The 25,214-nt window shown below is 66.0% G+C and carries 21 protein-coding genes; 15 read left to right on the top strand and 6 right to left on the bottom strand.

Annotated features, from left to right (window positions below):
- Nucleotide 1 precedes the first annotated feature (1 nt).
- From C2862_RS07205 to C2862_RS07170, 8 genes are read left to right on the top strand one after another with little or no spacing between them, the layout of a single operon-like run.
- Nucleotides 2-805 (top strand): hypothetical protein, encoded by an 804-nt coding sequence (locus tag C2862_RS07205; RefSeq protein WP_136219445.1) that lies wholly within the window; start codon nucleotides 2-4, stop codon nucleotides 803-805.
- On the top strand, nucleotides 802-1,356 hold the full coding sequence (locus C2862_RS07200) for a PilN domain-containing protein (protein ID WP_136219444.1): 555 nt from the start codon (nucleotides 802-804) through the stop codon (nucleotides 1,354-1,356). Before C2862_RS07205 ends, C2862_RS07200 begins: the two co-directional genes overlap by 4 nt.
- A complete protein-coding gene (locus C2862_RS07195) occupies nucleotides 1,353-1,922 on the top strand; it encodes a hypothetical protein (protein ID WP_136219443.1) in 570 nt (189 codons plus the stop codon). The genes C2862_RS07200 and C2862_RS07195 overlap by 4 nt, the downstream gene beginning before the upstream one ends.
- Nucleotides 1,919-2,446, top strand: a complete 528-nt coding sequence (locus C2862_RS07190) for a hypothetical protein (protein WP_136219442.1) — start codon at nucleotides 1,919-1,921, stop codon at nucleotides 2,444-2,446. The genes C2862_RS07195 and C2862_RS07190 overlap by 4 nt, the downstream gene beginning before the upstream one ends.
- Entirely contained in the window at nucleotides 2,446-4,521 is a 2,076-nt protein-coding gene (locus C2862_RS07185; protein ID WP_136219441.1) for a secretin N-terminal domain-containing protein, read from the top strand. Before C2862_RS07190 ends, C2862_RS07185 begins: the two co-directional genes overlap by 1 nt.
- Nucleotides 4,518-4,988, top strand: a complete 471-nt coding sequence (locus C2862_RS07180; RefSeq protein WP_136219440.1) for a prepilin-type N-terminal cleavage/methylation domain-containing protein — start codon at nucleotides 4,518-4,520, stop codon at nucleotides 4,986-4,988. The genes C2862_RS07185 and C2862_RS07180 overlap by 4 nt, the downstream gene beginning before the upstream one ends.
- 2 nt (nucleotides 4,989-4,990) lie before the next feature.
- Nucleotides 4,991-5,371: a type II secretion system protein gene (locus tag C2862_RS07175; protein ID WP_136219439.1), complete on the top strand. Its 381-nt coding sequence runs from the start codon at nucleotides 4,991-4,993 to the stop codon at nucleotides 5,369-5,371.
- Entirely contained in the window at nucleotides 5,365-6,057 is a 693-nt protein-coding gene (locus tag C2862_RS07170) for a type II secretion system protein (RefSeq protein ID WP_136219438.1), read from the top strand. The genes C2862_RS07175 and C2862_RS07170 overlap by 7 nt, the downstream gene beginning before the upstream one ends.
- Here C2862_RS07170 and murJ read toward each other — a convergent pair whose 3' ends face one another.
- Nucleotides 6,058-7,608, bottom strand: coding sequence for a murein biosynthesis integral membrane protein MurJ (murJ, locus tag C2862_RS07165; RefSeq protein WP_136219437.1), 1,551 nt, complete (start codon nucleotides 7,606-7,608; stop codon nucleotides 6,058-6,060).
- Between the two features lie 209 nt (nucleotides 7,609-7,817).
- On the opposite strand from murJ, the gene rpsT reads away from it, so the two are divergent.
- Nucleotides 7,818-8,084: a 30S ribosomal protein S20 gene (gene rpsT, locus C2862_RS07160; RefSeq protein ID WP_036216299.1), complete on the top strand. Its 267-nt coding sequence runs from the start codon at nucleotides 7,818-7,820 to the stop codon at nucleotides 8,082-8,084.
- Between the two features lie 296 nt (nucleotides 8,085-8,380).
- Here rpsT and C2862_RS07155 read toward each other — a convergent pair whose 3' ends face one another.
- Nucleotides 8,381-9,172 carry a DUF2243 domain-containing protein gene (locus C2862_RS07155; protein ID WP_136219436.1) on the bottom strand — a complete coding sequence of 264 codons (792 nt, stop codon included), beginning with the start codon at nucleotides 9,170-9,172 and terminating at the stop codon, nucleotides 8,381-8,383.
- A 361-nt stretch (nucleotides 9,173-9,533) separates the two neighbouring features.
- On the opposite strand from C2862_RS07155, the gene C2862_RS07150 reads away from it, so the two are divergent.
- Nucleotides 9,534-11,768 carry an NADP-dependent isocitrate dehydrogenase gene (locus tag C2862_RS07150; RefSeq protein ID WP_136219435.1) on the top strand — a complete coding sequence of 745 codons (2,235 nt, stop codon included), beginning with the start codon at nucleotides 9,534-9,536 and terminating at the stop codon, nucleotides 11,766-11,768.
- A 175-nt stretch (nucleotides 11,769-11,943) separates the two neighbouring features.
- Here C2862_RS07150 and C2862_RS07145 read toward each other — a convergent pair whose 3' ends face one another.
- Nucleotides 11,944-12,510 (bottom strand): pseudouridine synthase, encoded by a 567-nt coding sequence (locus C2862_RS07145; protein WP_136219434.1) that lies wholly within the window; start codon nucleotides 12,508-12,510, stop codon nucleotides 11,944-11,946.
- Nucleotides 12,511-12,658: 148 nt separating this feature from the next.
- On the opposite strand from C2862_RS07145, the gene icd reads away from it, so the two are divergent.
- Nucleotides 12,659-13,915 carry an NADP-dependent isocitrate dehydrogenase gene (gene icd, locus C2862_RS07140; RefSeq protein ID WP_136219433.1) on the top strand — a complete coding sequence of 419 codons (1,257 nt, stop codon included), beginning with the start codon at nucleotides 12,659-12,661 and terminating at the stop codon, nucleotides 13,913-13,915.
- 109 nt (nucleotides 13,916-14,024) lie between these two features.
- Here icd and C2862_RS07135 read toward each other — a convergent pair whose 3' ends face one another.
- Nucleotides 14,025-14,228, bottom strand: a complete 204-nt coding sequence (locus tag C2862_RS07135; RefSeq protein WP_020653506.1) for a cold-shock protein — start codon at nucleotides 14,226-14,228, stop codon at nucleotides 14,025-14,027.
- Nucleotides 14,229-14,584: 356 nt separating this feature from the next.
- On the opposite strand from C2862_RS07135, the gene clpS reads away from it, so the two are divergent.
- The 4 genes from clpS (at nucleotide 14,585) to C2862_RS07115 (ending at nucleotide 22,399) form a co-directional block, all read left to right on the top strand.
- On the top strand, nucleotides 14,585-14,887 hold the full coding sequence (clpS, locus tag C2862_RS07130; RefSeq protein WP_027864722.1) for an ATP-dependent Clp protease adapter ClpS: 303 nt from the start codon (nucleotides 14,585-14,587) through the stop codon (nucleotides 14,885-14,887).
- Nucleotides 14,884-17,184, top strand: a complete 2,301-nt coding sequence (gene clpA / locus C2862_RS07125) for an ATP-dependent Clp protease ATP-binding subunit ClpA (RefSeq protein ID WP_136219432.1) — start codon at nucleotides 14,884-14,886, stop codon at nucleotides 17,182-17,184. Before clpS ends, clpA begins: the two co-directional genes overlap by 4 nt.
- Before the next feature lie 118 nt (nucleotides 17,185-17,302).
- On the top strand, nucleotides 17,303-20,662 hold the full coding sequence (locus C2862_RS07120; protein ID WP_136219431.1) for a S41 family peptidase: 3,360 nt from the start codon (nucleotides 17,303-17,305) through the stop codon (nucleotides 20,660-20,662).
- 156 nt (nucleotides 20,663-20,818) lie between these two features.
- Entirely contained in the window at nucleotides 20,819-22,399 is a 1,581-nt protein-coding gene (locus C2862_RS07115) for a methyl-accepting chemotaxis protein (RefSeq protein WP_136219430.1), read from the top strand.
- Between the two features lie 13 nt (nucleotides 22,400-22,412).
- On the opposite strand, the gene C2862_RS07110 is transcribed toward C2862_RS07115, so the two are convergent.
- Together C2862_RS07110 and C2862_RS07105 are read right to left on the bottom strand one after the other, a co-directional pair.
- Nucleotides 22,413-23,591, bottom strand: a complete 1,179-nt coding sequence (locus C2862_RS07110; protein ID WP_136219429.1) for a PLP-dependent aspartate aminotransferase family protein — start codon at nucleotides 23,589-23,591, stop codon at nucleotides 22,413-22,415.
- Nucleotides 23,588-25,000 (bottom strand): cystathionine beta-synthase, encoded by a 1,413-nt coding sequence (locus C2862_RS07105; RefSeq protein WP_229467327.1) that lies wholly within the window; start codon nucleotides 24,998-25,000, stop codon nucleotides 23,588-23,590. Before C2862_RS07105 ends, C2862_RS07110 begins: the two co-directional genes overlap by 4 nt.
- Nucleotides 25,001-25,214: the final 214 nt, after the last annotated feature.

The following is a 25,214-nucleotide window of genomic DNA, read 5'->3' as shown; positions in this document are numbered from 1 at the left end:
AATGCCGCTACGCTTGCCAGGGCAGGCCTTGCGCCTGGGCGTGAGCCACGACAGCCTGGCCCTGGTGCGCACCAGCCGCCTGTTCGGCGCGCGCCGCAGGCCTCTTGGCGAGGTGCGCATCGATGGCCCCGAGCCGGAGAGCGTGGCGCGCGGCCTGCGCACGCTGTTCGAAGGCGTCGATGCCGCCGGCTGGCCCTTGAGCGTGGTGCTGGCCGACGAGCTGGCGCGCATCTGGCAGGTAGCTCCGCCGCCGCAGGCTGCCAGTCCCGCCGACCTCGAAGCCGCCGCCGCGATGCGTTTTACGAGCCTGTTCGGCAGCGCCACGGCCGGCTGGACCCTGGCCGCCGACTGGCGCGCCGACCAGCCCTTCCTGGCCGCCGCGCTGCCCGCGCCCCTGCTTGCCGCGGTGGTCGACGCCGCGCATGCGGCGCGCTGCCCGCTGATCGAGGTCGTGCCGCAGTTCGTGGCTGCGATGAACGGCTGGCGCAGGCTGCGCCGGCCCGGCGCCTGGTTCGGCCTGGTGCACGGCCAGGTGCTGACGCTGGCCGCCTACGAGGGCCGCATGCTGGCCGCGCTGCGCACGGCGGTGCTGCCGCCCGGCGCCGACCGCGCCTGGCTGGACAATCACATTGCACGCGAGGCGCTGCGCCTGGGATTGACGGTGCCCAGCCTGTTGCAATTGTGCGGGACCGCACCGCGCAGCTGGGCGGGCGAGGCGGACGGCCTGGCCTGCACCCTGTTCGAGGATGGCGCGGCAGGGGAGGCCGGTGCGCTGCGCCTGGCCTGCACGGGGAGTGCAGCATGACGAATTTACGTAGACCTGTGCGCCTCGATTTTGCCCCTTCCAGCCTGCGCCGCACGCTGCTGCGCGCGCCCGTCACCGCGCGCGTAGCGGCAATCGCCGCGCTGGCCCTGTGCGCCGTGGCCCTTGTACAGGTGCTGGATTACCGCGAAGCGCGCGAAGAGGTCGATGCCCAACTGGCGGCCTTGCAGGCCCGCGCCGCCGCACCAAGCGTGGCACCGAGCACGCCGCGCACGCCGGTCGGCGAACAGGAAGCGCTGGCCGTGAACGCCGCGGTCGCGCAACTGAACCTGCCCTGGCGCGCGCTGCACGACGCGGTGCGCGCGGCGACGCCCCAAAACGTCGCGCTGCTGGCGCTGGAGCCGGACGCGAAGCGCCACGTGCTGCGCATCACGGCCGAGGCGAAGAGCAGCGACGACATGCTGGCCTATGTGAGCCTGCTCGAACGCGAGGAATGGTTCGCGTCCATCACCCTGGTGCGCCACGAGGTAGTGGAGCACGACCCGAACCGGCCGCTGCGCTTCCAGCTCGACGCCGGATGGGAGGCGCCATGAGGCTTGCCACGAGCGCACTGCGCCTGCGCCTGGCGCTGCGCGCCCTGAATCCGGTGACGATCGCCGCGCTGCTGCTGGCGCTGGCCGGCCTGCTGGCATTGGCCTGGGTGCTGCCGGCGCGCGAGGCGCTGGAGGCGGAGCGGCTGCGGGCACGGCGTGCGGCCGCGCTGCCGCCGCCCGTGGCGTCCGTGACACCGGTGGTGCTGGAAAGCGGCGCCTCCGAGAACCTGGCCGTGTTCCGCGCGGCGCTTGGTCGCCAGCGCGACGTCGAGCCGGCCTTGAAAACCCTGTTCGGGATTGCGGCGAAAAGCGGCCTGGTGCTGCGCCAGGGCGAGTACAAGCGCGGTGTCGACCGCAATGCGAAGCTGCATACGTACCAGATCAACCTGCCGGTGAAGGGCAGCTATGCCCAGGTCTGGCAGTTCGCCTTGCAGGCCCTGCGTGCGCTGCCCTATGCCTCGCTCGACGACGTCAGCTTCAAGCGCGACAACATCGCCGAGACGGGCCTGGAAGCGCGCCTGCGCCTGACCCTGTACCTGTCCGACGCACCGGGAGCGCAGCGATGAAGCCGCGTCACATCGCCATGGGCGCGGCCCTGCTGTTCGCCGCCGGGCTGCTGATGTTCGGCGACCGCAGTCCGGAAACCGAGGTCGCCGAGGCAGTCGAGCGTCCGGCCTTTGCCTCCACGCGTCCCGCGCCGGCACGCCAGGCGGAAGCGAAGACTGCTCCTCCAATTGCGCGCCTGGTGCCGCGCGAAACACTGATTGGCGACGGCAAGGACAACTTCAACGCCGGGGACAAGCCCCTGTTCGGGCGCCAGGACTGGACTCCACCGCCGCCTCCGCCGCCGAAACCGGCGCCGCCTCCACCGCCGGCCGCGCCGCCGCTGCCGTTCACCGTCATCGGCAAGTCGCTCGAGGAAGGCAAGTGGGAAGTCTACCTCGCGAGTGGCCAGAGCACGCACATCGCCCACGAAGGCGCCGTGCTGGAGGGGTCCTGGCGCATCGACCGCATCGCGCCGCCCCTGATGACCCTGACTTACCTGCCGCTGAACCAGATCCAGCAGCTCAACATTGGAGTATTCGAGTAATGGTTCGTTTCCGCATTCGTGCCATTCCTGCCTTCGCCGCCGTGCTGTGCAGCGCGGCGCTGCTGCAGGGCTGTACGGCGCAGCGCGCCTACCAGGAAGGCAATGCCCTCGTGGCCCAGCAACAGGTCGGCGCCGGCCTTGCGAAGTACCGCGAAGCGGTGGCGGCCGACCCGGGCAATGCGCTGTATCGCGCGGCACTGCTGCGTGCGCGCGACGCCACGGCGACGCGCCTGGTCGAGCAGGCCGAGCGCGAGCTGGCCGCCGGCCGCATCGACGCCGCGCGCACTGCCTACCAGCAGGTGCTCGAAGTCGATCCGGCCAACGAGCGTGGCCGCGCCGGCATGCGCCAGATCGAGGCGGACCGCCGCCACAGCGCGCTGTTCGAGGCCGCGCGGCTTGATCTCGAGAAGAAGGATGTCGAGGCGGCGCGCCAGAAGCTGGGCGCGATCCTGAGCGAGCGCCCCGGCCACGAAGGCGCGCGCCAGCTGCTGGTCGAACTCGACGAAAAGGCGGCCGTGCCGGCAGCGTCATCGAGCGAGGCGACGCTGGCGGCGAGCTTCCGTAAACCGATCAGCCTCGAGTTCCGCGACGCGCCGCTGCGCCAGGTCTTCGAGATCATCGCGCGCCACTCGGGCCTGAACTTCGTCTTCGACAAGGACGTGCGCTCGGACGGCCGCACCTCGATCTTCCTGAAGAACAGCACGGTGGAAGCGGCCGTGCACTTCCTGCTGGTGACCAACCAGCTCGAGCGCCAGGTCATGGACGGCAACACCATCCTGATCTACCCGAACAGCGCCGCCAAGCTGAAGGAATACCAGGAGCTGACGGTCAAGACCTTCTATCTCGCCAACGCCGACGCGAAAAGCATCGCCAACACCTTCAAGACCATCCTGAAATCGCGCGACGTGGTGGTCGACGAGAAGCTGAACCTGGTGATCCTGCGCGACAGCCCGGAAGCGGTCAAACTGGCGACCCAGCTGGTGGCCTTGCAGGACGTGGCCGAGCCGGAAGTCATGCTCGACGTCGAGGTCCTGGAGATCAAGCGCAGCCGCATCATGGACCTGGGCGTGGCCTGGCCGCAGAGCCTGGGCTTCGCGCCGCTGATCGGCAGCAGCGGTGCGCCGATCTCGATCGACGAGCTGCGCGGCCTGAACAGCAGCGTGATCGGCGTGACCGGCGTGCGCGCCACCGTCAACGCCAACAAGACCGACTCGGATTCGAACACCCTGGCCAATCCGCGCATCCGTGTGCGCAACAAGGAAAAGGCCAAGGTCGTCATCGGCGACAAGGTCCCGAACATCACGACCAACGTCTCGCCCGCAACCACCGGCAGCTTCCTGTCGCAGTCGATCAATTATGTCGATGTGGGTCTTACGCTGAACGTCGAGCCGACCATCTACCTGAACAACGAAGTCGGGATCCGCATCTCGCTCGAGGTGAGCAACCTGGTCGACACGATCCAGACCGAGAACGCGGTGGCCTACCGCATCGGTACCCGTTCGGCGACCACCATGCTGCAATTGAAGGATGGCGAGAACCAGGTGCTGGCGGGCCTGATCAACAGCGAAGACCGCAGCAGCGGCAGCAAGGTGCCGGGCGTGGGCAACCTGCCGATCCTGGGCCGCCTCTTCGGCAGCACGCGCGATACCGACGACAAGACCGAGATCGTGCTCTCGATCACGCCGCACCTGGTGCGCACCGTGCAGCGTCCGCCGGCCGGGGCCGCGGAATTCAGCGCCGGCACCGAATCGAGCTTCCGCCGCCGCCCGGATACGGCGGTGCGCCTGCCGACGGCGCAGCCGACAGCGCAGCCGGCCACGCGGCCCGCCGTGCCGGTGGCGCCGCCGCTGGGCCAGCCGGCGACACCCGCCGTGCCTTCGGTGACGGGCGCGCCGCTGTCGCAGCCGATCGGCACAGCGCCGGCGCCGTACACGGTGCCGCCCTCGGCGCAACCGGGCGTGCAGGTCACGCCGATCCCGGCGCCGCCGGCCACGCCACCGGCCACGCAGCCGGTGCCGCCACCAGGCCCGTCGCCGCTGTTGGCGTCGCCAGCGGCGCGGCCGCCCGGACAATGAAGCTGCGCGGCTTCACCCTGATCGAGCTGCTCGTCACGCTCGCCATCCTGGCGCTGCTGGCGACGCTCGTGATCCCGGTCGGCCAGACCGTGGTCCAGCGCCGCGACGAAGCCGCCTTGCGCCAATCGCTGCGCGAGATCCGCGCCGCGCTCGACGCCTATAAACGCGCCGCCGACGAAGGCCGCATCGCGAAGGCGGCGGGCGCCAGCGGTTACCCGGCCAGGCTGGAGCTGCTGGTGGAAGGCGCGCGTGATCTGCGCAGCCCGAAGGGCGCGAAGATCTACTTCCTGCGCCGCCTGCCGCGCGACCCCTTCAATCCCGATCCGGCGCTGAGCGAGGCCGAGACCTGGGGCAAGCGCAGCTATGCCAGCGAGGCCGAGGAGCCGAAGGAGGGCGACGACGTCTACGACGTGTATTCGACTTCGCCGCGCGTCTCCCTGAACGGCATTCCCTATCGGCGGTGGTGAGCATGCAAACCATCAAACGTGGCTTTACGTTGATCGAACTGCTGGTGGTGCTGGCCATCGTCGCGCTGCTGCTCACGCTGGCCGTGCCGCGCTTCTTCCCGAGCGTCGACAAGACCAAAGAGACCATCCTGATGGATAACCTGCGCAGCACGCGCGCGGTGATCGAGCAGTTCCATGCCGATACCGGCCGCTATCCGGACTCGCTGGAACAGCTGGTCGAGAAAAAATACCTGGCGCGCCTGCCGGTGGACCCGATCCTGGAGTCGGATAGCGGCTGGGTCATCGTGCCGCCCGAAGACGAGGGCGTGGCGGGCGCGGTCTACGACCTGCATAGCGGCGCGCCGGGGAATGGCCGCGACGGCCGGCCCTACGCCGAATGGTAGTTCCGCCTGTTCGCCGCGAGGCCGGCTTCACCTATGTCGGGCTGGTCGTGTTCGTAGCGATCCTCGGTATGGTGGGTGCGGCCACGGTCAAGGTGGACAGCCTGCTGCGCCGCGCGGCCGCCGAACAGGAGCTGCTGGAAATCGGCGCCGCCTTCAGCGCGGCCCTGCGCAGCTATGCCGCGGCCACGCCCAAGGGTTTTACGCCGGTGCCGCCGACGCTGCAGGACCTGCTGAAGGACCCGCGCTTTCCCGGCACCCGGCGCCACCTGCGCAAGATTTTCGTCGACCCGATCACGGGCGGCACGGAGTGGGGCATCGTCTACATGCGGGATCAGACCGGGGTGCTGGCCGTGTACAGCCTGTCGCAGGCGAAGCCGCTGAAGCTGGCGAACTTCGATGCGCGCTTCCCGCATTTCGAGAACAGGGAGCACCTGTCGGAGTGGAAGTTCACGGCGGGAGAAGGCATGCCGGCAAGCGCGGTCAATCAGGCTGCACAGCCTGTACCGATTCCGGCGCCGGTGCCGCCGGCTACGCCGCCCGCTCCGCCGCCGGAATCGCCGGCCGAGCCGGCGCAGGAGCCGGAACCGCAAGCAGAGCCGCAGCCGCAAGCGGAACCGGCCGCACCGGAAGAGCCGGAAGAACCGCCGCCACCGCCTGCGCCGCCCGACACGGCCTCGGGCACCTGATTACTTGGCGCGGCGCTTGAAGTCGCGCGGGCGGAAGCCCAGCACGCCGAGCACGCCGAAATAGCTGATCCCACTGGCCGTGATGATGGCCAGCAGGGCGCCGGCGCGCATGAGCGGATGCGCACGCATGGCGATCCAGTCGAACTGGGCCTGGCCGAACCAGGCCACCGCGCCCATCACCGCGACGGCAATCACCAGCTTCAGGAAGAAGCCGCCCCAGCCGGGTTCCGGCTGGTAGATCCGGCGCTTGCGCAGTCCGCTGTAGAGCAGGGCTGCGTTGAGGCAGGCGCCGACCCCGATCGACAGGGCCAGGCCGGCCACGCCCAGCAGCGGCACGAAGACCAGGTTCATCAGCTGAGTGGCGACCAGCACGCCCACGGCGATGCGCACCGGCGTGCGCACGTCCTGGCGCGCGAAGAAGGCGGGCGCCAGCGTCTTCACCAGAATGAAGCCGAGCAGGCCGGCACTGTAGGCCATCAGGGGCAGCGACGACGCGACCACGTCGGCGTTGTCGAAGGCGCCATAATGGAACAGGGTGGCGATCATCGGCTCGGCCAGGGTGGCCAGGCCCACCGCGGCCGGGATCGACAGCAGGAAGGTCAGGCGCAGGCCCCAGTCCAGCAGCGAGGAGTATTCGCGGGTATCGCCTTCGGTGTTGGCCTTGGCCAAGCCGGGCAGCAGGATGGTCCCCAGGGCGACGCCGAGCAGGGCGGTCGGCAGTTCCATCAGCCGGTCCGCGTACTGCAGGGCCGAGACGGCGCCTGCCGCCAGGCCGGCCGCGATCGTGGTGTTGATCAGGAGGCTGATCTGGGCCGCCGCGACGGAAAAGACGGCCGGGCCCATCTTAGCCAGCATGCGGTGCACGCCGGCGTCGCGCAAGGCCCTCAGCGGATTGATCGACAGGCGCGGGAGCATGCCGATCCTCAAGAGCGAGGGCAGCTGGAGCGCCACCTGCAGCACGCCGCCGATGCACACGCCGACGGCCATCGCATAGATCGGCTGCGCGAACCAGTCGGCCATGACCACAGCCGCGAAGATGAAGGACAGGTTCAGCAGCACCGGGGTAATCGCGGGAATCTTGAACTGGCGCCAGGTGTTGAGCACGCCGCTGGAGAGGGCAACGAAGGCCATGCAGGCGATGTAGGGGAACATCATGCGCGTCATGACGACCGCCGCATCGAAGGCGGCCGGCTCGCGCTGCAGGCCGCCGCCGATCCAATAGATCAGGACCGGCGCTGCGACGATGCCGGCGATGCTGGTCAGGACGGTCGCCCAGATCAGCACGGTCGCCACGTGGTCGACCAGGGTCTTGGTGGCCTCCTGGCCGTGTTTCGTCTTGTACTCGGTAATGATCGGTACGAAGGCCTGGGAGAAGGCGCCTTCCGCGAACAGGCGGCGCAGCAGGTTCGGCAGGCGGAAGGCGATATTGAAGGCGTCGGTGAAGTTCGAGGCGCCGAAGGCGGTCGCGAACAGGCTTTCGCGCAACAGGCCCGTCACGCGGGACACCATGGTCATGCTGGAAATGGCAGCGAGGGTCTTGAGCAGATTCATGGGGCGAGATTATAGCTGGGCAATACCCGGCGGGGCGTTCATGCAGCAGCAATAATCAATAATGAATTGCCAGAAGGGGGTTGTTTCGCTATAATCGTGGGCTGTACTGAATTCTGTTAGCAGACACATATGTTTGGCAGGCACTGGAATGGGCCAGTTTGACTCGCTAATGTTTGCAAACGCAACTTGACCCCGATTTAGGAAATTCCATGGCAAATACCGCACAAGCGCGCAAACGCGCTCGTCAAGCAGTTAAGCAAAACGCACACAACAGCGCTCAGCGTTCGACCCTGCGCACCGCCATCAAGGCCGTCCGCAAAGCCATCCAGGCAGGCGACAAAGCTGCTGCGACCACCATCTTCCAGCAGTCCGTGTCGACCATCGACAGCATCGCTGACAAGAAGATCATCCACAAGAACAAGGCCGCTCGCCACAAGAGCCGCCTGGCTGCTGCCCTGAAAGCCCTGTCGGCTTAATACCCGGTTGGCGCGCGGCTCAGGCCGCGCTGGCAGTACAGTGGAAGAGAAACCCGCCCGACTCCGGTCCCGGCGGGTTTTTCCGCTGTAGGGCGGGCATGCCCGCGCGTGACGCTCGCATCGCGTTGGCGGGGTCTTTCCTCAAACGAGGCCAACACAGTTTCGTAGGGTGGGCATTCCATGCCCACGCGGTCGTGCCGGTGCGCACCGCAGGTTCATAGATCGTTGACGTCGCAAGCCGGATTTAACGCCGCGTTAATTCAACCGGTAATACCGCGTGGGCATGAATGCCCACCCTACAAGGACGTCCACGCCAGGCACCCGATAGCCAGCGCCGAATTACTGACCATCCACGCGCCGTGCCTGTAGAGCAGGGTAGTTCGCTTCTTGTCCTTCACATCCAGCGCCCACACGTCCCCCGAGGCCGCCGACCACAGGATGCGCCCGTCCACCGCCTCGATCCCGGCAAACACCGTCGCCGGCTTCGTCCCCGGCTTATAAAACACCATCACTGTATCCACCCCCGGCGGCGGCAGGGCTGCCATCGGCCCGCCGACGAGCACCGCCAGCACCAGCGCCGCCGCCCCGCCGCGTCCTCCCAAGGCCCCGCCACTGCCGCGCCGCAGCCGCCGGCCCAACACGACGAAGGCCACGCCGAACACGACAAACCACAGCAGATCCCAGAACAGCACGGACTCCGAATCGAGCCGGATCCGGTGAATCCCGAGAATCCACTGCGACAGCACGCCGTCGAGCATGTGCCAGGCGCCGAAGCCGATGGCCGCGTTCGCCAGCAGCAAACGGTCGCCGCCGTCCTCGACGTGGTGCCGTCCCTTCCACAGTTTCCACAGCCCGGCGCCGGCCAGCACGTACATCAGCAGGTGAAAGAAGCCGTCGGCCATGATCTGCACGCGGATGTCCTGGAAGGGCGGGCGCGTGACCAGCGAGAGCAGGTGGTGCCATTGCAGGATCTGGTGCAGCAGGATGCCGTCGAAAAAGCCGCCAAGGCCGAAGCCCAGCAGATAGCCGGCCCAGCCGAGGGCGCGCTGCCCGGCAAGCATCGATGCATCGAACTGGCGTACGGTCATGGCAACTCCTCTCAAGCTGTGGTCCCATCCTAGCGCGTTCGCACCTGGTCCAGCGCCGGGGAGTGGCCCTCGGCTTGCTAAAGCGGTAGCGCACAGTAAAATACTGGTGCATAATGTGAAACGCTCGTCTTATGTCTTATAGAAGACTTGAGCGACAGCAGAGGTCTCCCGGCAGTCGGCCGGGGCGCGATGATTGATGCCGATCGTTGCCGATTCCCCTTCGTCCGAAGGAGGAGTAGCATGGTCGGCGGACCGCGCAGGGCGTCGCCGCAGGGGCGTTGACTCCGCCGCGAACGAAGACTGGCGTTATTGATTAGTTTTATAGATCGCGAACCGTTCGCGAGAACCGAGGAAAAAGCGCATGAGCAGTAATCCGACCATCATCTACACCCTGACCGACGAGGCGCCACTGCTGGCGACCCACGCCTTCCTGCCTGTCGTCAGCACCTTCACCAAGGCCGCCGGCATCGACGTCGTGTCGAGCGACATCTCGGTCGCAGCCCGTATCCTGGCTGCCTTCCCGGAAGCCCTGACCCCTGAGCAGCGCGTCCCGGACGCATTGAGCGAACTGGGCAAGAAGACGCTCGAGCCGGACGCGAACATCATCAAGCTGCCGAACATCTCGGCATCGGTCGGCCAGCTGACCGCCGCCATCAAGGAACTGCAGGAAAAGGGCTACAACTTGCCCGACTACCCGGCCGATCCGAAGACCGACGAAGAAAAAGCCATCAAGGCCCGCTACGGCAAGTGCATCGGCTCCGCCGTGAATCCGGTCCTGCGCGAAGGTAACTCGGACCGCCGCGCACCGCGCGCCGTCAAGGAATACGCACGCAAGAACCCGCACTCGATGGCCCCATGGTCGCCGGCATCGCGCACCCACGTCTCGCACATGACCCATGGCGACTTCTACCATGGCGAAAAGTCGATGACGGTGCAGGGCGCCCGCGACGTCAAGATGGAACTGATCACCAAGAGCGGCCAGACCATCGTCCTGAAGCCGAAGGTCGCGCTGCAGGACGGCGAGATCATCGATTCGATGTTCATGAGCCGCAAGGCCCTGCTGGCCTTCTACGAACAGCAGATCAACGATGCCAAGGAAGCCGGCGTCCTGTTCTCGCTGCACGTCAAGGCGACGATGATGAAGGTCTCGCACCCGATCGTCTTCGGCCACTGCGTGCGCATGTTCTACAAGGAAGCGTTTGAAAAGCACGGCGCCCTGTTCGACAGCCTCGGCATCAACGTCAACAACGGCATGGCCGACCTGTACAACAAGATCGCCAACCTGCCGGCCTCGCAGCGCGAAGAAATCGAACGCGACCTGCACGCCTGCCAGGAGCACCGTCCGGCGCTGGCCATGGTCGACTCGGCCAAGGGCATCACCAACTTCCACTCGCCGAACGACGTCATCGTCGACGCTTCGATGCCTGCGATGATCCGCGCCGGCGGCAAGATGTACGACGCCACCGGCTCGCTGAAGGAAGTCAAGGCCGTCATCCCCGAGTCGACCTTCGCCCGTATCTACCAGGAGATCATCAACTTCTGCAAATGGCATGGCGCCTTCGATCCGAAGACCATGGGCACCGTTCCGAACGTGGGCCTGATGGCGCAGCAAGCCGAAGAATACGGCTCGCACGACAAGACCTTCGAGATCCAGGAAGACGGCATCGCCAACATCACCGACCTCGCCACCGGCGAAGTCCTGATGAGCCAGAACGTGGAGAAGGGCGACATCTGGCGCATGTGCCAGGTCAAGGACGCGCCGATCCGCGACTGGGTCAAGCTGGCCGTGACGCGCGCACGCAACTCGGGCATGCCGGCCGTGTTCTGGCTGGACCCGTACCGTCCGCACGAAAATGAGCTGATCAAGAAGGTCAAGACCTACCTGAAGGACCACGACACGAGCGGCCTGGACATCCAGATCATGTCGCAGGTACGTGCGATGCGCTACACGCTGGAACGCGTCAAGCGCGGCCTGGACACCATCTCGGTGACCGGCAACATCCTGCGCGACTACCTGACCGACCTGTTCCCGATCATGGAACTGGGCACCTCGGCCAAGATGCTGTCGATCGTCCCGCTGATGGCCGGCGGCGGCATGTACGAAACCGGCGCCGGCGGTTCGGCTCCGAAGCACGTGCAGCAGCTGGTGGAAGAGAACCACCTGCGCTGGGATTCGCTGGGCGAGTTCCTGGCGCTGGCCGTCTCGCTGGAAGACCTCGGCATCAAAACCGGCAGCAACAAGGCCAAGGTCCTGGCCAAGACGCTCGACGCCGCGACCGGCAAGCTGCTGGACAACCGCAAGTCGCCTTCGCCGAAGACCGGTGAGCTCGACAACCGCGGCAGCCAGTTCTACCTGTCGCTGTACTGGGCCCAGGAACTGGCCGCGCAAACCGACGACGCCGAACTGGCCGCCTATTTTGCGCCGCTGGCCAAGAACCTGGCCGAGAACGAAGCGAAGATCGTGCAGGAACTGCTGGAAGTGCAGGGCAAGCCGGTCGACATCGGCGGCTACTACAAGGCGGACGACGCCAAGGTGAAGGCCGTGATGCGTCCGAGCGCGACCTTCAACGCTGCGCTGGCTTCGCTGGGCGCGTAAGCTGACTTAGCTCGCAAAGAAAAACCCGCCGCCCCGAAAGGGCCGGCGGGTTTTTTTGTAGGGGTGGTCGAGGCCAATGGCCTCGACCACGGTTTCACCGGGCGCCCCGTGCCCACCAAATGGATGCGCCAACGCGACGCCACGTTTGTGGTGGGCACGGGGCGCCCACCCTACGTCAACGTTTGCCTTTTAATGCCGCGACCGGCACCTCGACGAATTCTCCCGGCATCAAGGGATGCGTCGCCAGGCTGAACGGCCCGATACTGCTCCTCACCAGCCTCAGCGTCGGCAATCCCACCGCCGCCGTCATCCTGCGCACCTGCCGGTTCTTTCCCTCTTCCAGCGTGATCGCGATCCACCCCGTCGGCTTGTCCGCGCGCGTGCGGATCGGCGGGTTGCGCGGCCACAGCCATTCTGGTTCGGCGATGCGTACCGCGCGGCAGGGCTTCGTCACGAAGTCGCCCAGGTCGAGCGGCGCCTGCAGGCGGGCGAGGGCGGCCGCATCCGGGATGCCGTCCACCTGTACCAGGTAGGTCTTGGCTTCCTTGTGGTCCGGGTGCGCGATCTTGTGCTGCAGGGCGCCGTCGTCGGTCAGCAGCATCAGGCCTTCGCTGTCGGCGTCCAGGCGGCCGGCCGGATAGATGCCGGGGATGGAGAGGTAGTCGGCGAGGGATGCGCGGCCTTCCTGCGGCGAAAACTGGCACAGGACCTGGAAGGGTTTATTGAAGAGGATAAGCGGCATGGGTAAAGTGTGAAGCGACAGGTAGAACGCTGGGCAGTGGAGCGTGGCATCTGTCAAAATACTAGTGCATAATGCAAGACGCCATCTTGTGTCTTATAGAAGACTACAGATCCCGCCGCTATTGTAATCCAGCCACCTGGGAGAATACATGTACCAACACATCACCGTACCGGCCGACGGCCAGAAAATTACGGTCAACGCCGATTTCTCGCTCAACGTGCCGGACAATCCGATCATCCCCTATATCGAAGGCGACGGCACCGGCCTCGATATTACTCCCGTGATGCTGAAGGTGGTCGATGCGGCGGTGGCGAAGGCCTATGGCGGCCGGCGCAAGATCAGCTGGATGGAAATCTATGCCGGCGAGAAGTCGACCAATGTGTACGGCCCGGACGTCTGGCTCCCAGCCGAAACGCTGGAAGTCGTGAAGGATTATGTGGTCTCGATCAAGGGTCCGCTCACGACGCCGGTCGGCGGCGGCATCCGCTCGCTCAACGTGGCGCTGCGCCAGGAACTCGACCTCTACGTCTGCCTGCGCCCGGTGCGCTATTTCGCCGGCGTGCCCTCGCCGCTGAAGCAGCCGGAGAAGACCGACATGGTCATCTTCCGCGAGAACTCGGAAGACATCTATGCCGGCATCGAGTGGGCGGCGGAGTCGGAAGGGGCGCAGAAGATGATCGCCTTCCTGACCAAGGAAATGGGCGTCAGGAAGATCCGCTTCCCGGAAACCTCGGGCATCGGCATCAAACCGGTTTCGCGCGAGGGCACCGAGCGCCTGGTGCGCAAGGCGATCCAGTACGCGATCGACAACGACAAGCCTTCGGTCACGATCGTCCACAAGGGCAACATCATGAAGTACACCGAGGGTGGCTTCCGCGACTGGGCCTATGCGCTGGCGCAGAAGGAATTCGGCGCCGAGCTGATCGACGGTGGCCCATGGTGCAGGTTCAAGAGCCCGAAGACGGGCCGCGACATCACCATCAAGGATTCGATCGCCGACGCCTTCCTGCAGCAGATCCTGCTGCGTCCGGCCGAGTACAGCGTGATCGCGACCCTGAACCTGAACGGCGACTACATCTCGGACGCGCTCGCGGCCCAGGTCGGCGGCATCGGCATCGCGCCGGGCGCCAACATGTCGGACTCGGTGGCGATGTTCGAAGCCACCCACGGCACCGCGCCCAAATACGCGGGCAAGGATTACGTGAACCCGGGTTCGCTGATCCTGTCGGCGGAAATGATGCTGCGCCACATGGGCTGGCTTGAGGCTGCCGACCTCATCATCTCGTCGATGGAGAAGGCGATCACCTCGAAGCGCGTGACCTACGATTTCGCGCGCCTGATGGAGGGCGCGACCCAGGTCTCGTGCTCGGGCTTCGGCGAGGTCATGATCGAGCAGATGCAATAAGCGATTATTTTCGGATCAGCCCGCTTCGAAAGAGGCGGGCGCCGAATAAAATGCATGGACGAAAAAAAACCCCGCACTTGGCGGGGTTTCTCGCTTCCGCAGGGATGAATTACATGCCCTGGATGTTGGAAGCTTGCTTGCCTTTAGGGCCTTGCGTGACTTCGAATTGGACTTTCTGACCTTCTTTGAGGGTCTTAAAACCGTTCATGTTGATTGCGGAGAAATGCGCGAACAGATCCTCGCCGCCGTCATCTGGAGTGATGAAGCCAAAGCCTTTGGAATCATTGAACCACTTAACAGTACCAGTTGCCATAAAAGAACTTTCAAATATAAACAAATCACACGAGCCATAAAAGCAAGAAGCTTCTTGCCCCCTCCTCAGCCTGCTCACTTCTTATCAACAAGTACATAAGTACATGTCAATGTTTGCATTGTTGATGCACTAAACTTTGAAGTCAAGCCCTTTGATGCGACTGTTGTTAATTTTTTCATACGTCATGCATAGCCCATGCATATGCCTATGAAAACCCAGCTCTTGATTTCTGCAATCGGAACCGCATCTGCGCTTTCAACGGAAAACAAGTAAGATGAAGACGAATCGAAGTGAGCTGAACGCAGTGAGCTGATATTTCTGCTTTGCATCATCCTTGAACGCTTTAGAATACGCCCATGGCAACCAAGCACGATACCGAACAGCTGCTGGAGCGGCAGACAGTCAAACCACCGCCCCTGTATCAGGTGGCCTTGCTGAACGATGACTACACACCGATGGAATTTGTGGTGGCCATCATTCAGGAGTACTTCAACAAGGATCGCGAAACAGCGACGCAGATCATGCTTTCCGTACACCGTCATGGTAAAGGAGTGTGCGGCGTGTTTTCCAAAGATATAGCGTGTACCAAAGTGGAGTTTGTCTTAACGCATGCGCGCAAGGCGGGGCATCCCCTGCAGTGCGTGATGGAGGAAGTATGATTGCGCAGGAACTTGAAGTATCCCTACACATGGCCTTTGTCGAAGCTCGACAGGCACGGCACGAGTTCATTACCGTGGAGCACCTGCTGCTTGCGCTCCTCGATAATCCTTCGGCCGCTGAAGTCCTGCGTGCATGCGCGGTCAATATCGATGACCTGCGCAAGACCCTGACCAATTTCATCGGTGACAACACCCCGACCGTGCCGGGCACGGGCGAGGTCGACACCCAGCCGACGCTCGGCTTCCAGCGCGTGATCCAGCGTGCGATCATGCACGTGCAGTCGGCCTCGAACGGCAAGAAGGAAGTCACGGGCGCCAACGTGCTCGTCGCGATCTTCGGCGAGAAGGACTCGCATGCTGTTTACTACCTGCACCAGCAGGGCGTGACCCGTCTCGACGTGGTGAACTTCATCTCGCACGGCGTGCGCAAGGACCAACAGATCGACAGCCAGAAGGCGTCGGAAGGCGTGGAAGAAGCGCAGGTCGAAGGCGCGACGAAGGAAAGCCCGCTCGACCAGTTCACCCAGAACCTGAACAAGTCGGCCGCCGACGGCAAGATCGATCCGCTGATCGGCCGCGAAGAGGAAGTGGATCGCGTGATCCAGATCCTGTGCCGCCGCCGCAAGAACAATCCGCTGCTCGTGGGCGAAGCCGGTGTCGGCAAGACCGCGATCGCGGAGGGCCTGGCATGGCGCATCGTCCAGGAAGACGTGCCCGAGATCCTGCAGAACGCCGTCGTGTTCTCGCTCGACATGGGCGCGCTGCTGGCCGGCACCAAGTACCGCGGCGACTTCGAACAGCGCCTGAAGGCCGTCCTCAAGCAATTGAAGGACACGCCGAACGGCATCCTGTTCATCGACGAGATCCACACGATCATCGGCGCCGGTTCCGCATCGGGCGGCACGCTCGACGCATCGAACCTGCTGAAGCCGGCCCTGGCCAACGGCCAGCTGAAGTGCATCGGCGCGACCACGTTCACGGAATTCCGCGGCGTGTTCGAGAAGGACCATGCACTGAGCCGCCGCTTCCAGAAGGTCGACGTCAACGAGCCGTCGGTCGAGCAGACCGTGCAGATCCTGCGTGGCCTGAAGTCGCGCTTCGAAGAACACCACGGCGTGAAGTACTCGTCGTCGGCACTCTCGACCGCGGCGGAACTGGCGGCGCGCTTCATCAACGACCGTCACCTGCCTGACAAGGCGATCGACGTCATCGACGAAGCGGGCGCGGCCCAGCGCATCCTGCCGAAGTCGAAGCAGAAGAAGACGATCGGTAAAACCGAGATCGAGGAAATCATCGCCAAGATCGCGCGTATCCCACCGCAGACGGTCAACCAGGACGACCGCAGCAAGCTGCAGACGATCGACCGCGACCTGCGCAACGTCGTCTTCGGCCAGGATCCTGCGATCGACGCGCTGGCGTCCGCCATCAAGATGGCGCGCGCGGGCCTGGGCAAGCAGGACAAGCCGATCGGCTCCTTCCTGTTCTCCGGTCCGACCGGTGTCGGCAAGACCGAGGTGGCCAAGCAGCTGGCCTTCATCCTCGGCATCGAGCTGATCCGCTTCGACATGTCGGAGTACATGGAGCGTCACGCCGTGTCGCGCCTGATTGGTGCGCCGCCGGGCTACGTCGGCTTCGACCAGGGCGGCCTGCTGACCGAGGCCATCACCAAGAAGCCGCACGCGGTGCTGCTGCTGGACGAGATTGAAAAAGCCCATCCGGACATTTTCAACATCCTGCTGCAGGTGATGGACCATGGCACGCTGACCGACAACAACGGACGCAAGGCCGACTTCCGCAACGTGATCATCATCATGACCACGAACGCGGGCGCCGAGAGCCTGACCAAGCGCTCGGTGGGCTTCGTGGATTCGAAGGCGGCCGGCGACGAGATGGCCGACATCAAGCGCATGTTCACGCCGGAGTTCCGCAACCGCCTGGACGCGATCATCAGCTTCCGCGCGCTGGACGAGGAAATCATCCTGCGCGTCGTGGACAAGTTCCTGATGCAGCTGGAAGAGCAGCTGCACGAGAAGAAGGTGGAAGCCGTCTTCACCGAGAAGCTGCGCAAGTTCCTCGCCTCGAAGGGCTTCGACCCGCAGATGGGTGCGCGTCCGATGTCGCGCCTGATCCAGGACATGATCCGCAAGGCCTTGGCCGACGAGCTGCTGTTCGGCCGCCTGGTCAACGGTGGCCGGGTCACGGTCGACCTGAACGAGAAGGACGATGTCGTCCTCGAGTTCCCGGAAGGCGACGCACTGCCGCCGCCGGCACCGGCCGAGACGGTCGAGATCGAGTAAGCCTCGATGCTCCACAAAAACCGCGCCCCGTGCGCGGTTTTTTTTGCCTGTATGCACGCCAACTCATCCGTGGCCTGTGGCAGACTCATGCTCTTTAGCAAACTCTGCCGCAGTGACCATGAAACTGTCCCGACCCATTCTCGCGCTGTCCCTGGCCCTGTCGGGCGCCCAGGCCGGCGCCGCCGACCCTTACTTCCGCTTCCCGGCCGTGCGCGGCGACACGGTGGTCTTCACCGCCGAAGGCGACCTGTGGCGCACCACGCTCGCCGGCGGCAAGGCCACGCGCCTGACCACGCACCCCTCGGCCGAAACCCATGCCGCGATCTCGCACGACGGCAAGCTCGTCGCCTTTGCCGCCTCCTACGAAGGCGCGCAGGAAGCCTATGTAATGCCGCTGGAGGGCGGCCTGCCGAAGCGGATCACGTTCGAGAACGGCGGCGTCACGGTGCTCGGCTGGACCGCGCAAGGGGAGGTCCTGGTCAGCACCGAGAATTCGACGGGACCTGCCAAGCACCGCGTGGTGGTGGCGCTCGACCCGGCGAGCCTGAAGCGCCGCGTGCTGCCGCTGGCCGACGCCAACGACGCCGTGCTCGACGACGCCGGACGGTCCGTCTATTTCACGCGCATGGGCCTGTCCATGACCAACGATAACGTCAAGTCCTACCGCGGCGGCGCCCATGCCCAGCTGTGGCGCTTCGACTTAGGCGGTAAAGGCGAGGCCGAGCCCCTGTTCAAGGGCGACAGCGCCAACAACCGGCGCGCCATGTGGTGGCAGGGCCGCCTGTACTTCATCAGCGACGCCGGCGGCGCCGATAACCTGTGGACGGCGAACCCGGACGGCAGCGGACGGCGCCAGCTGACGAAGCACACCGACTGGGACGTGCGCACCGCCTCGCTGGGCGACGGCCGCATCGCCTACCAGCTGGGCGCCGACCTGCACGTCTTCGACATCGCCAGCGGCGCGGATTCGCTTCTCAAGGCCAGCCTGCTGTCCGACTTCGACCAGCAGCGCATGCGCCGCGTGAAGTCGCCGCTCGACGCGCTGACCGGCATCGAGGTCGCCAACAAGGCCGAGCGCATCGTGCTGACCGCGCGCGGCCGCGTGACGATTGCCGGCACCGGCAGCCAGCGGCGCGTCGAGATCGCGGTGCCGGAAGGGGCGCGGGCACGGGGCGCCGTGTTCAGCCACGACGACAAGTGGGTGTATGCGATCGCCGACACCAGCGGCGAGAACGAGATCTGGCGCTACGCCGCCGACGGTTCCGGCCATGGCGAACGCCTGACGACCGACGGCGCCAGCCACCGCCGCAACCTGTATCCTTCGCCGGACGGCAAATGGCTGGCGCATACCGACAAAAAGGGCCGCACCTGGCTGCTCGACCTGGCCACCAAGGCCAATGTCGTCATCGACGACGCCGGCCTCGAAGGCCTCGACCCGTCGGACCAGGTGGTCTGGTCGCCGGACAGCCGCAACCTGGCTTTTGTCCGTGTCGGCAGCAGTGAGCGGCGCGACCAGATCGGCATGTACAACCTGGCGACCAGGGCGCTCAGCTTCGTCACGACCGACCGCTACGAGGCCAGCTCGCCGGCCTTCTCGCCGGACGGGAAGTGGCTCTACTTCCTCTCGGCGCGCAACTTCAACGTCGGCAATGTCTCGGTCTGGAGCGACCGTAACATGGGCCCCGTGTTCGACAAGCGCGTCGGCGTGTACGCGCTGGCGCTGCAGCCCGATTCCCGCTTCCCCTTCAAGCCCGAGGACGAGCTGACCAAGCCGGAAGAAAAGTCGCCGGAAGCGGCGGCCAAGGCGGCGGTGAAGGCGCCGGGCAGCGAGGAGGGCGAGAAAACCGCCGCGATCGCCGCCGCCGCCGCGGCTGCCGCCGCCAGCAAGGCCGGCGCCGACAAGCCGAAGGCGCCGACGCCCGGCATCGTGTATGCCGGCCTGCGCGAGCGCCTGTACGAGGTGCCGGTCGAAGCGGGCAATTATCGCGCACTGGCGGTCGACGACAAGCGCCTCTACCTGTTGGAGGCGGGCGACGACGAAGCGGCCAAGGGCACGCTCAAGAGCCTGGCGATCACGCGCAGCAGCCCTCAGCCTGAAACCTTCGCCGCCAACGTGCGCGAGTTCGGCCTCTCCAGCGACCGCAAGCACCTGTTCTACCGCACCTATGCCAAAGGCGCGCCGGGCGACATGCTGGTGGTCGACGCCGGCGCCAAGGCGCCGGCCGACCTGTCCAAGTCGAAGGTCAAGATCGACGACTGGGCCGTGAGCTCGAACCCGCGCCTGGAATGGAAGCAGATGTTCAACGACGCCTGGCGCATGCACCGCGACTTCCTGTACGACGCCAAGATGCGCGGCGTCGACTGGAACGCGGTGCGCACGCGCTATGCGCCGCTGGTCGAGCGCGTGACCGACCGCGCGGAACTCGACGACGTGCTGGGCATGATGGTGGGCGAGGTCGGCGCGCTGCATTCGCAGATCCGTCCCGGCGACGTGCGCCGCGCCGTCAGCGAAGGCACGCCGGCCAGCCTGGGCGCCGTGTTGACGCGCGTGGCCGGCGGCTACCGCGTCGACCGCGTCTACCGCAGCGAACCGGAGCTGCCGCTTGAGGCGGGGCCGCTGGCGGCGCCCGACGTGAACGTGAAGGAGGGCGACGTCATCACGGCCGTCAACGGCAAGTCCCTGGTGGAGGCACGCGACATCGCCGACCTGCTGCTCGACACGGCCGGCAAGCAGGTGCTGCTGAACGTGAAGCGCCCCGGCGGACCGGCCCGCGCCGTGATCGTCACGCCGGTGCCGATGGCGCGCCATGCCAGCCTGCGCTACGCTGACTGGGAGCAGGGCAGGGCGCAGCAGGTCGATGCCGCCTCGAAGGGCAAGATCGGCTACCTGCACCTGCGCGCGATGGTGGCACGCGACATCAACGCCTTTGCGCGTGATTTCTACGCCAACATCAACAAGGAAGGCCTGATCATCGATGTGCGCCGCAATAACGGCGGCAACATCGACAGCTGGATCATCGAAAAGCTGCTGCGCCGTTCCTGGGCCTTCTGGGCCTCGAACGGCAGGCAGCCCTACTCGAACATGCAGAACACCTTCCGCGGCCACCTGGTGGTGCTGATGGACGAGCTGACCTATTCCGACGGCGAGACCTTCGCCGCCGGCGTCAAGGCCCTGAAGCTCGGCCCCCTGGTCGGCAAGCGCACCGCGGGGGCGGGCGTGTGGCTGAGCGACGGCAACGGGCTGGCGGACAACGGCATGGCGCGCGTGGCCGAGAACGGCCAGTTCGGCGCGGATGGCGAATGGCTGATCGAGGGCGTGGGCGTGACGCCGGATGTCGAGGTCGACAACCTGCCGCACGAAACCTTCGTGGGCCGCGACCGCCAGCTGGAAGTGGCGCTCGAGCTGCTCGAGAAGAAGATGAAGGAGCAGCCGGTCAAGCCGTGGAAGCCGGCGGCGATTCCGGCGATCAAGCGGTAAGTGGTGACAGCATGGCCGCGTGGTTTCATGCGGCCAGGACGCGTGGGCACTCTGTGCCCACGCGGTCTCACCGCCTGAATAACGGCGAATTCCTCATTCATGAAGAGGTAACATTCCATCCATACACTGCGGCCACCTCCACCCACCGTGACCCGCATGTTCCTCGCCAAATTCAGCACCGGCACCAAGATCCTCGGTTCCTTCCTCCTCGTCTCCCTCCTCATCGTCCTGATCACCATCGTCGCCCTGTGGCGCATGCAGGCCGCCGACGCCATCGCGCGCGACCTGGTGCAGGACAAGCTGGCCAAGCAGCAGCTGGCCTCCGACCTGCTCGGCACGGCACGCCTGAACGGCCTGCGCATCATGTCGGTCGCGCGCAGCGACAGTCTAGAGCTGGCCGACCTGTACAAGGCGCAGCTCCACGATGGCGAGAAGCAGGCCATCAAGATCGAAGCCGCGATCCGCGCGCTGCCGGCCTCGAACGCGGAAGCGGCGCTGCTGCGCGCCGTGAACGAACAGCGCGAGGCCTTTGCCGCCGCGACGCAGGCCGTGTTCGCGGCCAAGGACGTGGGCCGTACCCAGGAAGCGGAAGAATTGCTGGCGCGTTCGCTCGAACCCGCGTTCGCCCGCTACGGCGCCAGCCTGGAGGCGCTGCTCAAGCACCAGGCGCGCGAGGCGCACGGCCTGGCCGACGAGTCGGCCGGTGCTTCCGCGTTCAGCCGCATCCTGCTGCTCGCGCTCGGCACCGCCGCGCTGGCGGCGGGACTGGTGCTCGGCTGGATCCTGACCCGAAGCATCGTCGGTCCGCTCAGGCAGGCCGTGGGCCTGGCCGAACAGGTCGCGCGCGGCGACCTGCGTCCGCGCATCGGGCACCGTCGCGGGGACGAGATCGGCCGCCTGTTCGACGCCCTGAACGGCATGACCGGCGGCGTCTCCGCCACCGTGACCGAAGTGCTGCGCGGCGCCCACGGCATCGATGCGGCCTCCAGCGAGATCGCCGACGGCAACCAGGACCTGTCGCAGCGTACCGAGCGCCAGGCCGACGCCCTGCGCCAGACCGTACGCGCGATGGACGCCCTGGCCGGCGCCATCGCCAGCAACAACCACAGCGCGCGCGACGCCAATGCGCTGGCGCAGTCGGCGTCCACGGTGGCGGGCGAGGGCGCCGCCGCCGTCGCCCAGCTGGTCCAGCGCATGGAAGCGATCAAGGCCTCGGCGGACAAGATTGTCCAGATCACCGGCATGATCGACAGCATCGCCTTCCAGACGAATATCCTGGCGCTGAACGCGGCCGTCGAGGCGGCGCGCGCCGGCGCCGAGGGGCGCGGCTTCGCGGTGGTGGCGGCCGAAGTGCGCAGCCTGGCCCAGCATTCGGCTGCGGCGGCCAGGGAAATCAAGGGTTTGATCAATGCCTCGGCGGGCGAGATCGAAGCGGGCACCGGCATCGCGCACGGGGCCGGCGCCACCATGCGTGCCGTGCTGGACCAGGTGAACGAGGTCGCCACGCTCTTGAAAGCGATCCACGGCGCCAGCGAACAGCAGGCGCAGGGCGTGGCGACGGTGGGCAAGGCGATCGCCGAGATCGACATGTCGACCCAGCAGAATGCGGCGATGGTCGAGCAAGCGGCGGCGGCCGCCGCGGCGATGCGCGAGCAGGCGGCGGCCCTGTCGACGCTGGTGGGCACCTTCCAGCTGCGCCAGCAGACGGGCGAAGCGCGCCTGCTGGCGGCCGCCTAGGCCGGCCTTTGAGTCAGACGGCGCCGAGTGCGCGCGCCAGGTCCGCGCGCTGGTCTTCCAGGTGCTCGATCCCGACCGAAAGCCGGATCAGGGTGTCGCTGATCCCCAGTTCCGCGCGCTGCGCGGGCGGGATGGTGGCATGGGTCATCAGGGCCGGGTGCTCGATCAGGCTCTCCACGCCGCCCAGGCTCTCGGCCAGCGTAAACACGCGGCAGCTCTCCAGGAAGCGCCGTGCGCCCGCCAGGTCGCCCTCCAGTTCGATCGAGACGATGCCGCCGAAGCCCGCCATCTGGCGCCGCGCCAACGCATGCTGGGGATGCGTTTCCAGGCCCGGATAAAACACCTTACGGACCTTGGGTTCGCGCTCCAGCCACTGGGCCAGCGCCAGGGCGTTGTCGTTGCTGCGCTCGACGCGCAGGGCCAGGGTCTTGATCCCGCGTAGCACCAGGAAGCTGTCGAACGGTCCCTGGATCGCGCCCACCGCGTTCTGGATGAAGCCGAGGCGCTCGGCAAGGTCAGCGTGCTGCGGCGCGGTGCCGACCACGGCGACGCCGCCGATCACGTCCGAATGCCCGTTCATGTACTTGGTGGTCGAGTGCACGACGATGTCGATGCCCAGTTCCAGAGGACGCTGGTTGATCGGGCTGGCGAAGGTGTTGTCGCAAACGGTGACGATGCCGCGCTCGCGGCACAGCCGCGCGATCGCCGCCAGGTCGGCCAGTTTCAGCATCGGGTTGGTCGGCGTCTCGACCCAGACCAGGCGTGTCTCCGGGGTGAGCGCTACGGCCAGCGCTTCCGGGTCGGCCAGGTTCACATACGTAAAACGGTGACCTGCGCTGGCGCGGCGCACGCGCTCGAACAGGCGGTAGGTGCCGCCATACATGTCGTCGCCGGCGACGATGTGCGAGCCGGCGGGCAGCAGTTCCAGCACCGCCGAGATGGCGGCCAGGCCCGAGGCAAAGGCGAAGGCGGCGGCGCCGCTTTCGATGTCGGCCACGCAGCGCTCCAGCGCCCAGCGCGTCGGGTTGTGCGAGCGGCCGTAATCGAGCCCCTTGTGCACGCCCGGACTCTGCTGGGCGAAGGTCGAGGTGGCGAAGATCGGCGGCATCACGGCACCGGTCGCCGGCTCGGGCGACTGGCCGCCGTGGATGACGCGGGTGGCGAGATGATATTTGGTGTCGGAATCGGTCACGATAGCGTCCTGCGCAGGTGGTTGAGGAGGTCGAAGCGGGTGATCAGGCCATAGAAGCGCTCGCCGTCCTGGATCACCGCGGTCAGGCCGCGGTCGAGGATCTCGCGCAGCTGGGCCATGCTGGCCGATGGCGTCAGCGTCTGCAGGGTCGAGGTCATGGTGCTGGAGACCGGCGTCTGGAAGCGCGAGGCTTCCATGGTCACGTGCAGCAGCACGTCGGACTCGTCGACGATGCCGACCAGGCGCCCCTTGTCGATCACGGGCAGCTGGGCCAGGTCGCTCGAGCGCATGCGGTTGAAGGCGGTCAGCAGGGTGTCGCTCGGGCTGACGGTGACGACCTCGCCGGCGTCGAAACGGCGCCCGACCAGGTCGCGCAGGTCGCCCGTTTTCGGGCGCTGCAGCAGGCCCTGGTCGACCATCCAGCCGTCGCTGTAGACCTTCGTCAGGTAGCGCGTGCCGGTATCGCAGACGAAGGTGGCGACGCGCTTCGGGCTGGTCTGGGCGCGGCAGTATTTGAGGGCTGCGGCGAGCAGGGTGCCGGTCGAGGAGCCGGCCAGGATGCCTTCGTGCTGCAGCAAGGCGCGCGCGGTGCCGAAGCTTTCTTCGTCGGTGATCGTGTAGGCACTCTTCACGCGCGACAGGTCGGCGATGCCGGGAATGAAGTCTTCGCCGATGCCTTCCACGGCCCAGGAGCCGGCTTCCTTCGCCAGGTGCCCGGTATTGATGTAGTCGGCCAGGATCGAGCCTTTTGGGTCGGCCAGCACGAATTCGAGTTCGGGCTGGACGCGCGCGAAATAGTTCGACAGGCCGGTGAGGGTGCCCGACGAACCGACGCCGACCACGATCGCATCGAGTTCGTGGCTGGTCTGCTCCCACAGCTCGGGCCCGGTCGTGGTTTCGTGGGCGCGCGGGTTGGCCGGATTGTTGAACTGGTCGGCGAACCAGGTGCCGGGAATCTCGCGCGCCAGGCGCGCCGCCACGTCCTGGTAGTACTCGGGATGGCCCTTGCCGACGTCGGAGCGGGTGAGATGGATCTCGGCGCCGAGAGCCTTCAGGTGCAGGATCTTTTCGGCCGCCATCTTGTCGGGCACCACGAGGACGACGCGGTAGCCCTTGATGCGCGCCACCAGCGCCAGGCCCAGGCCCGTGTTGCCGGCGGTGGCCTCGACCACGGTGCCTCCGGGCTGCAGGCTACCGTCGCGTTCGGCCTGTTCGATCATGGCGCGGCCGATGCGGTCCTTGATCGAGCCGCCGGGGTTTTGCGATTCCAGCTTTAAGAACAACTGGCACGGACCGGTATCCATGCGGGTGACCTGCACCAGCGGGGTATTGCCGATCAGGGAGAAGATTGCCGCTTGAGACGCATCTTGCTGACTGGCGTCCATATTGCCTTGCATATCGCGTTGCATGTTGCCTCCAGAGAGGCGCCTTGTGGGCGCCGCGAGCGCGGATGAGCGGACGCAGATGGGCGTCCGGCCGTGGTGAAAAAGACATGGTACGGCGGTTTGAAGAAGGCGTGTTTGCATTTGCGCGAATCGCGATCGCGCCTTCTGCACGCCGCCGGGGCGCCACCTTAACACGGGAGATTGTTGAAAAAAAAGGTAGATAAACGTATATCGATAT

Source organism: Massilia sp. Mn16-1_5 (assembly GCF_004798585.1).
Classification (GTDB): domain Bacteria; phylum Pseudomonadota; class Gammaproteobacteria; order Burkholderiales; family Burkholderiaceae_D; genus Telluria.
This window is presented reverse-complemented; position numbering and strand designations above follow the sequence as displayed.